The organism is Populibacterium corticicola, from assembly GCF_042683685.1.
Classification (GTDB): domain Bacteria; phylum Actinomycetota; class Actinomycetes; order Actinomycetales; family Cellulomonadaceae; genus Timonella; species Timonella corticicola.
The window spans coordinates 520,673-534,571 of the sequence record NZ_JBHUOP010000003.1 but is presented as its reverse complement, the minus strand read 5'-3'; the positions used below and the strand labels follow the sequence as shown (position 1 = coordinate 534,571).

The following is a 13,899-nucleotide window of genomic DNA, read 5'->3' as shown; positions in this document are numbered from 1 at the left end:
TCGCTATCCTCTGATCTATTGCCCGCTACTCGCTGGGGCGAAATTGGTCCGGGTGCACGGTATAAAACCATGCACCCGGACCGATTTCGTCCCAGCGGAGTTTGAGTGTTCAGTCGCAGAGTTCGATCAACGGCAGTGGCGGCAGAATCCATGTGGATTCTCCCGCCACCATTGGGGGTGGGGCTCTGCCCCTGAGTCAGTGTGGTGTGACCTCATCAGGGGTCACACCACACTGAACGTCTATCCTTCGCGTGGTCGCCGACGGGCGAGCCCGAGGAACAATGCACCGAGCAAAACGGTGATGAGAGCACCGAGCGCGAGATGCCCAGCGTTCGTTCCCGTTTGACTCAGAACTTCAGAATCTGCAGTTTCCTCTGAGTCACTATCAACCTCAACAACCGGCTTCTCAGTGTCTGAACCGTCTTTTGAGTCACTATCAACCTCAACAAATGGTTCCTCAGGATCGGGCGTCGGAGTTGGCTTCTCCGGGTCCGGGGTTGGAACAGGCTTCTCCGGGTCCGGGGTAGGCTCCTTGAAGTTCTGCAGAACAGCAGGCTGCGCCATACCGGTTTCAGGCACATACACCTCAAACACCTTGCTTGGGAGCTGATAGCCCTTTGGTGCCACAACTTCAGTAACGTTGTAGAAACCGTGATCTGCAACGGTAACGGCAGTCGGTTCACCATCGACATCAATCACGATCTCACCGTTCAGCACGTAGGCACTTTCAGTGATCACATCGGTTGAAGGAAGTGGTCCAACAATAGTGAAACGAGCGTTAGCGTCGGAGATAACAGTCGAAGCATCATCACCGTCTACCTTGTTCATAAACAGTGGGTAGTCCGCTGACGGGGTTACTGGCACCTCGGATACTGGTTTGTCTCCAGCAAGGGCGACATTCCAAATCGGCGTGTTCATCTTGATATCTGCGTCAGCTTTGATCCGTACCTTGAAAATAACTGCGGATACACGCTCGCCATCACCAGGGACACCTTCGGCAAAACGCGTCACGCCTGGCTTGTACTCAATGAATACGGTGGAGTTTTCCCTGTCCACGCGTGCTTGTAAGCCGTTGTCAGCGTCAACTGTGTCGCCGTCAAGCACAAAACCATCAGCGTTTGCGAAACTCAAGAATTCTAGTTCGGCGGGGAGTTTGTCACTGACTTGCGCAACTGGCCCGCTGTACCCATCGTGGCCGATAACTTCAATCTTGTACATGAACGTTCCGCAGTCTTGGGCGGTGTCATCTGAATCGCAGATAGTTCCATCAGCATCAAGTAGATTACCGTCGGTGTCATACTTGAGGATCAGGTTGTCGCCCCAGCCTCCGCGACCGTTTTCAACACTCTTGCGGACCTCAGCTTCAGAACCTGCGTTCGAGGCACGGGCCGTGGTTTCACTACGGTACAAGATCTCGTTGTCTTGTCCAAAGATTGTTGCCCGGTTGGTGACTTCGGCCGTGCGGCGTGGGTCTAGCGGCAGGGTCTGAAGCACGATTTCGATCTTCAGTTTCTTGTTCGACGTGTCGTGTGGCCAGTTTTCTGCGTTTGGTGTGATGACTAGATTGCGTGCGTCATCAAGTCCTACCGTGAAGTTTTCTTCTGTAACGGCGGTGCCATCATAAGTACCAGTGATTTTGATGTCGCTTACGTTCTGCGCGGTGACGTTGAAGAACGAATGATCGATGTAGTCTACGATTCTTGCGTCGTGCAGTTGGACGCCGTCAACGGTGAACGTGACCGGAACGTTGTAAACTACTTTCTCGCTGGTTGATGCCCCGGGGTTAACGGTGATGTCTTGTGAGTGCATTCCCTTAGCGAAGTACTTCTCGTTGTCTTCACCTTCTGGGTCACGATCACGCGCCGTGTATGGGTAACTGGTTGTTTGCTTCTTGGTGCTGTTCAATCCGGTGTGGAAGTCTGCGGTATTCACCACCTTCCAGTACCGGTCAGCCAGCTCTGGGAAGGTTGCGTCTGGAACTGAACCGCTACCGATGGTTGCGAGGATCTGTGCCTTAGCGGCGATCTGTACCTTGGTTGTGTAGTCGCGGCCAACGTTGATGTACAGGTTTTTGCCGTCAACAAAGTACTTGCCTACGTACGAGTTGTCCGCAAATGAGTTGGCGGTAACGTCGGTTAGGCCCGCCACAGGTTGGAGCTCAGTTATCGGTCCGGAGCCGGTGACCGCGATGAATTCCGTGCCAGTCTGCCACTGAACACCTTCTGGCAGGGTGTCAACGATAACCACGTTTTGAGTTGGCTTGAACTTGTCATCAGCAGCCGCATACTTGGTGAGGTCTGCCGTCAGGGTGTACGTGATGTCTAGAGGTTGTGCCAGCGTGCCGTCTTCGTTACGCGCCGTAAGGGCACGGTTGAGGTTGCTGGTTTTGTTGAACATGCCGGTGGGCGCAACGGGGCCTGGGTCTGGTGATGCTGCAGGAACCGTGTAGGTAAGGTCAACGCTCTTCTCGTGGGCACGTCCGCCAATTACGGCAGTGTTGTCCACTGTTACCTTCACTTTAGCGCCGGGGCTCGCTGCTGCGATTTGAGTACGGAGTTCACTCCACAGAGCATCAACTTGTGCTTCAGAGATCTTGGCGGAGTACGTGATTTTTGTTTTGGAGTTGAGCGGAACTGAAAGATTGAAACCAAACCCGGTAGTTGATTCTTCGATATCATCTGGGGTTGGGACCGCAACGGTCTTCTTGTTACGTCCTTGAGCGTCCCAGCTGGTCTGAGTGATCTTGAGCGACCCTGGCACGTACACCAGACGGTTATCTACCGTGTCTTCAATCCGAACGTTGGTTAGCGCGTTAGGGGTGTCCAGTATCAGCGTGTAGTTGATTTCCTGGCGCGCAAGCGCATCACGGTTAAGAGTGTATTCTCCGGTTTCCTTGTTGTAGGAGACAACAGACGTGAGGTCCAGAGCGTTCGGCCCAGTTTTTGCGCTGTCGCTGATGATCTCGTCGATGAACTCATCGCCTGGTTCTTTGAGCACAACGGTGTACTCGGTTTCTTCACCATTGATCTGCCAGTGGTGGACAACCTCTTCAGATACTTCGACGTTTTCTACGGAGAACTTGAAGTTGATCGCACCGTTTGTGATGGCCTCAAGTCCCTTGAAGCTGTCTTTGAACACGATGGTGATCTTGTTGCCGTTGCGGTCTAGAGTTTCCACCAACTGGTTTTTCTCCAGAGCCTTTGTTAGTTCTGCGTCGGCTACATCCACGCCTGCGGGTAGTTCAATAGTGAACACTGTGCCCGGCTCAAGCACCTCATCGAACCCTGCAGTGGGTGCGGTTGCGTAGTACAGGTTGATAGTGTGCTGTTCGCCTTCAACCAGACTGCCGTCGGGGTTTGTGCGGTAGTTAATGTTGACATCGATTCCGGAGACGGAACCGCTAGCAGCTTGGGCGGTAACGGCACCAGACAGCACGAGAAGTGATGCCAATCCGGCGGCGAGTAACCGTTTAAGAAGGCGGAAACCTTGAGTGCGTTGCATGACGTGTACTCCATTGTTCACACGCGTTTCAGTTGCCTGAGTGCTCAGTCTCTGAAATGTGCGTGCAGGATCGGGGGTGATGTGTCTGTCTTGGCTGGGCTCCGGGTAGTGCGTGCGAGCGAAACACGCACCACCCGGCGACGGTCAGAACCGTCTAGCCCCAAGTCCACCAAAAAGCATTTCCTGTACCGAAGGGTTATTGCACATTTGGGAACTTACCAAGTGTGTAAAAAGTACCTCGCTCAACCAAAAAAATACAGTCGATTGACTGTCTTTTACGTCTCTACAGTCGCATTTATACGTCACGCAGTTTTTGTACTTTCACCCGATTTTCGCGTAGCAATCGGCTCGTTACACACTCACCATGCGCTGCCGCGATCCGCATGAAAGCTGCCCTGACGTGGTGCAGGGATCGTTTCGCGCAGGGACAACGAGGCTCTGATTAGCCAACACGCCAAAGACAGGTGAGATGGGATCGCTCCCATTTCCCGAGGCAATAAAGCATTCACTCACATGAGTATTCATTCATTATTCCAAGCCTCTAGGAAAGGTGAATTAAATTCACCCGCAAACCGTTTGACGGAATGTCAGATTTTTTCACCCGATGGCATATCGAATACTGGTTGAATGGTCACGCTCCCACATTTTGAATCGCTATCGGCAGGTTCCTAGACGCGATGAGTGGAGAGCACATAGAGGCGCCCAGCATGATCTGCTGGGCGCCTCTATGTCCTCACACTAGTGCGATAGCCGGCATCTATCCGACACACACGGCCACAAGTGCGGGCACGGCTTAGAAATGGCGGAGCCGCGCACAGGATCACCTGTGCACGGCTCCGATACAGTTAGTCGCTCTCTAACTGTGGATCACCGTCAAACCGTGTGACGGCGGCGGATTGCAAGGAACGCTCCACCAAGCGCTAGTAGCAACGTTGAGAAAACAATCACTGGAACGCCTCCGAAGCCGGTTTGCTCCAGTTCCTCGCGTTCGTTGTTCTCGCCATCGGTTGACTGGTCAGGCTTCTTGTTTGGCTCACGTTCGTGTCCATCATCGCCTGTGTCAGCCCACTTCGGATCGAGGATAAATCCGAAGTCGAGGGTGTCGTTGCGGTCGCCGTCTTCGGTAAGGCCCTCGGACGTTGCGATCGCTATCCACGTGGAGGAGTCAAACGCTGGGTCGCCTTGGTTTTCAAGCGTTGGCAGGTACTTCTCCAACGCCTTCTTGGTTTTGGCGTCCTTGCGGTCAATCTTGACGCGGTATTCCTGACCAGGTTCAAGCGGAGGCAGGTTGTCGAACGTGTACTTACCGTCCTTGTCGGTCCACACAGCAGGCACCTCGTTGCCGAAGATGTCCTTGACTGGCTTTCCGTTCTTGTCGGTCAGTACGAGCTTGACATCACCGATGCCCTTCTCGTTCTTGTCCTGCTTGCCGTTGCCGTTCTCGTCGAACCAGACGTAGTCACCCACGGATACGCTCTTGAGTACAACGCCTGCGTCCCACGTAGGGTCTACGCCCTGGGTCGCGATGAATTTAGCATCGTATTCAGTATCGAGTGCACCGTTGGTGCGGTCTAGCACGATGTCCTTGGTGACAGCCACCAGTGGGTTCTTGGTGACTACTCCATCGGAGTTGTCAGTCGAGTTCGCACCCGGAACGTTGGACGTGAACTTGTAGGTCTTGCCCTGTTCCTCGGTGAGTTCGAACTGTACCTTGTACGTTCCTGCAGGCAGGTTGTCGAACAGGTACTTGCCGTCCTTACCGGTCACGATTGGTTTGATGTCGTTACCAGCGATGTCCACGGTCACAGGCTCGCCCGTTGCCGCGTCGAGCAGGGTGACGGTTACGCCAGCGAGTGGCTTCTCATCTGCACCCTGGATTCCGTCGCGGTTGCTGTCAATCCAGACGATGTCACCGATAGCGAAGGACGGGGTGACAAATCCGAAGTCGAGAGTCAGGTTTTCGGCTCCGTCTTCCTGGAGGCCGCGCCACGGCGCAACCTCACTGCTTGTCGACGAGTCGTTGCCTTCATCGTTGCCGGCACCCGGAATGGTCGGCACGTATGGTTCGAGAGCCTTCTTGGTTCCCGCATCCGTGGTGTCGATCGTTACCTTGTACTGGGTTCCGGTGTTGAGGGCTGGCAGGTCCTCGAACAGGTACTTGCCGTCCGTGTCGGTGACCTGTGGAGCCACGGTGTTCCCGTAGACATCCTTGACCACCACTGGCTTGCCATCGTCGTCGAGGACTGGTTCACCGTCTTCGTCCACGAGGGTAACAATGAGCTTGACACCTTCAATGCCTGGCTCGCCCGTGTCCTGGAGGCCGTCGCGATTTTCATCCACCCAGACAAAGTCACCGATACGAACTTTATTTCGGACAAATCCAAAGTCCAAGGTCGGATTACGATCGCCGCCCTGGGTCAGACCAACATGCGTTGCTACCGATTCCCAAGTGGATGAGTCGAACTCACCCGATCCGTTATCTGCGCCCTCCGCGGTCGGGTGATATAGCGCCAGAGCGTCTTCGGTGTCGGCATCATCGCGGTCAATCTTGACGATGTATCGTTCACCGTTGGTCAGTACCGGAAGTTTCTCGAACGTGTAGTTTCCGTTCTCATCAGTAACTGCTGGTTTTACCGCGTTACCATCAACGTCAGTAACAGCATTTCCAGCACCATCAGTCAGGATCAGCTTGACACCAGGGATACCTGGCTCGCCACCGTCCTGCAGGCCGTTGCGGTCCGTGTCGATCCACACGAGGTCCCCAACCGAAACATACGGGGTGTAAGTGTTCGTTGCCGTAATGTTGACGTCGGTGTTCGCAAGAACTGTCGCTTCATTGGCGCCCGCATAGGTGACTCCTGCAAATCGATGACCTGCAAAAGCCGTCTCAGGCGTACCGGTTTCCGAGAAGGTAACCTTAGTTCCTGGAGGGAACTCATGGTTAATCGCCACGGGGCTTCCGTTCGCTTCTACTACAATGGATCCACTCTTCATGACGTCGTCGTAGTCTTCTGCGTCAGGTATCTCGGCAACCCAACTGAACGTGAACTCTGTTCCGTCTGCAAGCGCGGATGGAACACCATCAACGACCTTCGCAAGGGAGACAGTACCGGCGTTCATCGGATCGTTCGGAATCTCGACAAGTGCCGTTGCTCCATTCACTGCGACAGTTACGGGATACTCGGTTTTGTTCAAGAAGAATCCAGCCGGAGCCTTGATCTCTTTAACTGCGTAGGTTCCGGGGTTAGGTACTAGAACTGCACGATAGGACTGCGCATTCGGCAGTTCACCTTGGAGCGGCCGCACTAGCTTTCCATCTACGACATAGATGTCATCAAAGAGTAGTGCGCCAGCAGAATCTCGCACCTCGAAACGAGCCTCCAGATCCGTAATCGTTTCGTCGAACGCTGGATCTTCTGGGTCCATACCGATTTTAGACGAATCCACCTTGGCCAAGTTCAGAGGGTATTCATTTGTCTTTGTGATGGTGACGGTCGATTTCCCGACCTTGTTAACTACCGGGACATCAGTCAAGTTCTCCCAATCCCTAACCTCAGCTCGGTAAAGGAACGAGTACACGTCGGAGGAATCCCCAGAGCCACCAGTTACGGAACTAGAGTGGATTCGGATGTCTCCGTCGTCGATACTGACGGTGATGTTACGACCAAGGGACTTCGGGGCTGTCGTTACGACTGTCGCTTCCGGGTCATTGACGAACCCGTCAAAATCTAGTCCGGCCGCATCCAGTGCATCGACGATGTCACGCATACGAGTATCCCACGAGCGAGGCACAACGAGGGCTATTCGATAGGTGAACTTGCCATCGTCAAAAGTGCCGTCATCTGGATTTCCTGCAGTGTGCTTGACCCGCAGGCTGTCTGTGAACTCTCCGGTAGTAGGGTCATACACCTCTTTGTAGACTTGGATACCGTTACCGAGAGATGAGCCCTTCATAGATGCTCCGGCAAGGTAGTCCCCGTCAATTGCTCGTTCACCACGGTAGAGCGCACGATTCTCAATTTCCAGTACCTGACGGCCTTCAATTGGGAAGGTAGTCAGCGTCAACTTGATCGTGAGAGTTTCTTCCTCACCGAGGTCCCCGATTGCATCGAGGAATGGCTGCGCTGGCTTGATAGAAATCCCTGGGGTGCCTTGACCGTCAGCGTTCGCAACTCGCTCAAGTGCGAATGCGTTTTGGCCGAGGGCCCTAGTACCGTAGGTTCCTTCGATCTTGACGTTCTCAAGATTGTTGCCAAGGTCAAAAACGGACTCATCAACAAGATCGATGATCTCCGTCTTGGACGCGAGGATCTTGTCATCGTTGGTAGAGTTTGCCTTCACCGTAATGGTGTAATCAATCTCTAAGGGCTGGCCAGGAGTCGCTTCGGCGAAGCTGTCGGTCGTCTTTGTGAAGACCGACGAGTCGGTGATTCCCTGAGTGGTGTCGCCTCGCCACTTGGCAACAACGTCCGCACTTCGAGTTGGCGCACCGTCATTACCCACCGTTTTGAACTCAAACTTTGCCGTGTTCACGGAGGAGTAGTTGTGGTAGTTCGTCTCAGCATCCCGCGCAGGAAGTGCTGGACGTCCATTGCGCGCGTCCACGCCACTACTAGTGAAAGTCGAAAGTTGTGCCGACGCGAGGATAGTCCAGTTATCAGCGTTGCTCCGCCCGATATTGATGATCAGGTTTTGACCGTCAATCTTGTATTCGCCGCGGCTAGTAGGGTTGCCTGAGCCTGTGTACGCCGTCAGATTTTGTGGGCTGCCATTAACCGTTGCAGTAATATCACCCCAGGTCTGCCCTATTGGAAGCACATCTGTGATGATGACATCTGCGTTCAGGTTGTAGTTGTCGTCAATCCCGCCGGCGATCTGGGCTTCAGAGGCCGTAAATACCCTTAGGTCCGCACGCAAACGATAGGTTACAGTCTCACTCTGGATCAGCTTACGGGATGGGTCTGCTTCAAAGTCTTTGAAACTAAAATCTCTGCGTGGGCCAAAATTTTCATTACCGGAGGTGTCGATTTCCTTGTAGAAAAGTCCCTGACCCGGCCCAGGCATGTTGTACGTGTACCCGTGGTACTCAACATACTCAGTGTCATCGTCAATCTTGGTGTCGCCAAGGTACGCCTCAGCCGTGTTATTGACCTTTGGCAGCTTATATTCAGCGTTGTGTTTCCTGGAACCGGCAGGTCCGTAAACCGCATCATGCGCGGACTGTGTTTCCGCGAGGAATGCCGGGGCATCAATGATGTCTGCTTGGTAGGTAACAACAAGACGACTACCGTCAGGGATACCGGGCACCACAAGGGTGAAACCATTTTTATCAGAGTCAATGCTTAGAGTGTAAGCGGAGGCAGGAAGGAAATCATTCGCGTTGGCTGGATAGCGGGTACGTTTACCGTATCCCTCGCTAATCCCTTCCCACGTCTCGTAGGAGACTTGAAGGTTCATCGAAGCGGTATCAAATCCGAGCCACTCAACGTCGACATGATCAGAAAGAGTAATCGTACCGCCCTGCTCAACTTCGGTGACAAGACGGTAGCCGACACGCCCGTTGTAGGAAGAGAGGTTAAGAGTTCCGTCCTTCCCTGCAGGAGTTGGGATCTGCACAGGATGGATGTTAACCGCTTTATCGAAACCAGGGTTGACAACAACTGGCTCTGCATCTTTGGCGATAATCAGCAGAGTGGTCGGCTCAGTCGCTCCGCTCCAACTGATTTTCCCTTCACCGGTCGCGCTACCGTTAAGGTCGAGAGTAAACTTAAGTTTGAAGTTCTCCTGCTCGTTGGACGCACTCATATCCTCTTTAAAGAAGACGAGGATACCGACTCCATCTGTTGCTCGCTCGATTTTTTCGATCGAGTTCCGGTTCGCTTCAGGAACGACCAGTGCAGCATCGGGTATGTCTACCGATCCGACACCGTCCAAATTAAGCTCGAACTTGAGCGGGCTGTAGAGAGAATGGTCGTCATCAAACTCTTCTGGAGTGTAGACGAAAGCGAACTCGTACTCCTTTCCCTCCTCAACGTGAATACGTCCAGATTCATCGGGAGAACCAAAATTTGGCGCCTCTACCGAAACTCCAGGTGCGACATCGTCTTCGGCGGCGGACGCCGCAGCAGGGAAGCCCATGACAACGAGCAGCGTTGCCATAATCATTGAGAGCGCTCTCACTAGCGCTCTCCTAAATCTGTGTGCAGTCATTCGGTACAACCTCAAAAAAAATGGGCGCTGACGTGGTCAATGGATAGAACCATCCATGTAAGAACATAGCCGCTGACAGGCTGTCATATAAGAGGGGTGTAGATCACCCGTACGCAGAAACCGCACATTCTCACAGATAAACCACATTGAGTTCACCCGAGTGATTTATATCACAAAAAATCGCATAACATTCCAGTTGAACAGTTTTACAGGAAGCAACATGTTATCCAGGCGGAAAGCAGTGACCGATAACAGCAACTTCCCGAACGGAAACACGGGGTATCAACACCAGATTTTCCATCTGGAAAGGCAGACACAGTCCAACTGGAAAGCACGGTGTAAAGACCTGAGTCTCCTTGCCCGAGGACAGCGTCCTCGCACTAGTCGTCGCTCCCCTGATCTGCACTAACTAAGGGTGAGAGATGGGAAGTCGGGAAGACAAGAAGTTGGCGGCAAATTAGTCTGGTACTCATGAGTTCCCAAGCACGCCCATCAGGTAAGTCTCCAGTAGCACGAGCGGTCTTCTGGCCAGCAGCGATCACGGTCCTCGTGTTCGTGACCTTCGCGATGATTGCGCCCGACGCCGCGGAGTCGCTCTTCCAGAACATTCAAGACACGGTGGTCCGCTGGTTCTCCTGGTACTACGTGCTCATTGCCGCGTTCTTTGTCGCCTTCTGCCTATACGTAGGTTTCTCCAAGTACGGTGACATCAAACTGGGCAACGATGACGATGAGCCGGAGTTCTCCAACATGTCCTGGCTCGCCCTGCTGTTCGCGGCCGGCATGGGTATCGGTCTCGTGTTCTACGGTGTCTCGGAACCCTTGAGCCACTATGCGAGTCCACGACCAGGTGTCACGGGCACGCCGGAGGAACTTGCGGGATATGCGTTGCGTCAGACGTACCTGCACTGGGGTGTGAGCGCCTGGGCAATCTACGTAGTGGTTGGTCTCGCGTTGGCCTACGCGATTCACCGCCGTAAGCGCCCCATCTCGATTCGGTGGGCGCTCGAACCTCTGCTCGGCAGGGAACGGGTTGAGGGCCGTTGGGGAAACACCATCGACGCCATCGCACTGGTGGGCACGATCTTCGGTGTGGCAACCTCTCTCGGTTTGGGTGTCATGCAGATTGCGTCTGGCTTGGGTTACATCGGCATTGCCGAACCATCGACCACCCTCGAAATCGTCCTGATCGCGATCATCACGTGCTTCGTCATCTACTCGGTCGTGTCGGGTGTGTCCAAGGGGATGAAGTACCTGTCCAACATCAACCTCGTTCTTGCAGCCTTGGTTCTGATGTTCGTGCTGTTCTCGGGCCCAACCGTCTTCTTGTTGCGCGAGTTTGTCCAGTCCCTCGGTGGTTACCTGCAGACTTTCATAGGTCAGGCCTTCACGGTCTCGGCCTTCCAAGGCGAGGCCGGTGAGGAATGGCAGGGTGCCTGGACCACGTTCTATTGGGGTTGGTGGATGTCTTGGGCTCCCTTTGTTGGCGTGTTCATCGCCCGCGTGTCGAAGGGACGCACGGTCAAGGAGTTCGTGACCGGGGTCCTCTTGGTACCCACTCTCATGACTTTCCTGTGGTTCTCCGTGCTCGGTGGAACGGGCATCTACTTTGAGCTCACGGGTCGCGCCGAACTCATCAACGCCGACGGCTCCGTGAATGTCGAGGAGTCGCTCTTTGCGTTGCTCAACCATCTTCCAGGCACCACGTTCCTGACCATCGGTGTGGTTGTCCTGATCGCGATCTTCTTTGTCACCTCAGCGGATTCCGGTGCGCTTGTTATGGCGATGATTGCTTCCGGCGGCCAGGAGGAGCCACCTCGCTGGCTCAAGGTGTCCTTCGCGTGCATGAGTTCCCTCCTTGCGATCGCTCTCCTACTCGCGGGTGGTCTCGACGCGCTCAAGACTGCGGCAATACTCATAGCCTTGCCGTTCTCATTTGTGATGCTCCTGCTCTGCTGGTCCCTTGTCACAGCGTTTAACCGTGAGATCCGCGCCTATCAGAAGGCACAGCGCAGGGCATTCCGCGATCACATCGGTGAGTACTACGGCCTTGAAGTCGAGTCGTCGCCTCCAGCCTTCCACCTGCCGAAGGTCCGCTGGCCACACCCAAAGCGTCCCGGCCAACGGTCGGCACAGCCGCCCGCCATCATGCCCGAGGCACCAGCCATAACCTCGCCAACGGGAGCCTCCAACTCAAATGACCACCCCGAGACGCAACGGACGGACAACTAACCAGCCGAATCGTCGTCAATCCAACATCGCAACCATGCACTTGATCCACAGGGCTGCCGATACAACACTTATGCGCTTCTCTTTCCGACGAGTCCCCCTCTTCGCCCTACTCCTCACTCTGATTGCGGCACCCGTCCACGCCGCAGGCGGCGTGGTCTCCCCCGCGCGCGAACTTGGGGCCATCGGAGTTGGGGCCGGTCAAGGTCTGAACGTGGTGGAACAGGTTCGGACTGCAGCAACCCGAGCCGCATTCGCCACGGTCCCAGACACCGCTGCCGGACAGTCAGCCACATACGAGGCGGCACTTGCCAAGCTCGACACCCTCGCAGTCAGAGGTCGGGCACCAAAGACCGGATATTCACGGGACGAGTTTGGGAAGCGCTGGGACGACCGCGACCGCAACGGCTGCGACACCCGCAACGACATACTGCGGCGCGACCTCAGCGACCTGAAACACAAACCCAACACCAACAAATGCGTGATCACCGTGGGCGTGCTCGACGATCCATTCACCGGTTCACGCATGGAGTTCAACCGTGCAGAGGACGCAGCCGGGGTACAGATCGACCATGTGGTGGCTCTGTCCGATGCGTGGCAGAAGGGCGCTCAACAGCTCAGTATGGGCGAACGCACCGATTTCGCAAACGACCCACTCAACCTGCTGGCAGTGAAGGGCTCAGAAAATCAGAAGAAGGGCGACAGCGATGCTGCGACCTGGTTACCGTCGAACCGCTCGTTTAGATGCCAGTACGTTGCCACCCAAGTCGATGTGAAAGCGAAATACAACCTGTGGGTCACCATCGCCGAAAAGCATACGATTGCCCGCATCCTGTCTGGCTGTTCTGGGGAGATCCCCGCATTTGCTGAGGTGCCGCCGCTATCAGAGGCAGGGGATGAAGACACGTCAGCGGCTTCGCAGAAGGCCGACACATCAGCAAAGAACACGAACAAGAAGTCCTCAAAGGACCACAGCGCCGGTGTCGCGCCCGCAAGCAAGACCGAATGCCCCGATTATGCGCCGGTCAAGGGCAACCAAGGCTCGAACGGGTGGAAATATCACATCCCCGGCGGGCGTTGGTACAACATCACGCACCCTGAACAGTGCTTCGTGACCGGCGAGGATGCCGAGGCTGCGGGATACGAGTACGCCAAGAACCAGTAGGCGTGGGGAGTCCTTATTCCCCTCACTCCGAGCAGCACTCCAGCAACCACCAGCAATCCTGGCGAGCCCTCTTACCAACATGGTGATTTTCCGGGGTCAACAACCAAGAAAAAACACCCTGATCCCGGAAAAGCACCATACGGCTTCCTAGTCACGAACGGGCAACTGCCGGTCGATGAGCCCTGTAGTCGAAGAGCCCCGCGGTCGAAAGGGCTGTCGGTCGAAGGGCCAAAAAGGTACCGGGGACACATACTTTATCCATGCACGCGGGCCCAAAACAGCCCACCGAGTTTCGGTGTAACTGTTTCTCGTAGCACCTAACACCACAAAGCGAAAGCCGGTCCCGTTCTGGTGAACGGAACCGGCTGTATAGCTTTCGAGGAAGGTCGGCACCTTCCCTGTGGAGCACTCGCTTCTCCTTGTTTGATCAGGCTAGCCGCAGTGGTGTCGAGGCACTGAAGTGATGTCCGGTTGTCAACTCTCCCCCGAGAAGTGAAACCGTCTGTTCTAACCGATCCAACACACTCAACAGTAGGGACCGAACCTTGGAATTCCCTGCGTTTTATCTGTCTTTTGGCCGGGTTTATGGGAGAGGTTTCGTGAACGGCCTGACAGGTTGTCAGAACGTTGCGGACTCGCATCAGGTGTTACCGACGGCTTGATACAGAATTGTCACCGATGTCCTGAAACATAACAGGTGTTACTCACAAGCCGGTGGGCCGAAAACGCGCCGGGGGCACATACTTTATCCATGCACCCGGACCGAAAACAGCCCATCGAGTGTGGATGGTTTG

General features: G+C 54.8%; 4 protein-coding genes. 2 read left to right on the top strand and 2 right to left on the bottom strand.

Going from position 1 to position 13,899, the window contains the following annotated elements; translation table 11 throughout:
* Positions 1-240: 240 nt before the first annotated feature.
* On the bottom strand, positions 241-3,501 hold the full coding sequence (locus tag ACFSYH_RS09235; RefSeq protein ID WP_377466623.1) for a hypothetical protein: 3,261 nt from the start codon (positions 3,499-3,501) through the stop codon (positions 241-243).
* Between the two features lie 873 nt (positions 3,502-4,374).
* Entirely contained in the window at positions 4,375-9,681 is a 5,307-nt protein-coding gene (locus ACFSYH_RS09230; RefSeq protein ID WP_377466622.1) for an SdrD B-like domain-containing protein, read from the bottom strand.
* 501 nt (positions 9,682-10,182) lie between these two features.
* Here ACFSYH_RS09230 and ACFSYH_RS09225 point away from each other — a divergent pair.
* Together ACFSYH_RS09225 and ACFSYH_RS09220 are read left to right on the top strand one after the other, a co-directional pair.
* Entirely contained in the window at positions 10,183-11,943 is a 1,761-nt protein-coding gene (locus ACFSYH_RS09225) for a BCCT family transporter (RefSeq protein ID WP_377466621.1), read from the top strand.
* Positions 11,909-13,105: an HNH endonuclease family protein gene (locus ACFSYH_RS09220; RefSeq protein WP_377466620.1), complete on the top strand. Its 1,197-nt coding sequence runs from the start codon at positions 11,909-11,911 to the stop codon at positions 13,103-13,105. The genes ACFSYH_RS09225 and ACFSYH_RS09220 overlap by 35 nt, the downstream gene beginning before the upstream one ends.
* Positions 13,106-13,899 lie beyond the last annotated feature (794 nt).

What these genes read in the sequence shown, in the direction of transcription:
- ACFSYH_RS09235 (WP_377466623.1), bottom strand. Translation starts at nt 3,501, where the DNA reads ATGCAACGCACTCAAGGTTTCCGCCTTCTTAAACGGTTACTCGCCGCC.
- ACFSYH_RS09225 (WP_377466621.1), top strand. Translation starts at nt 10,183, where the DNA reads ATGAGTTCCCAAGCACGCCCATCAGGTAAGTCTCCAGTAGCACGAGCG.
- ACFSYH_RS09220 (WP_377466620.1), top strand. Translation starts at nt 11,909, where the DNA reads ATGACCACCCCGAGACGCAACGGACGGACAACTAACCAGCCGAATCGT.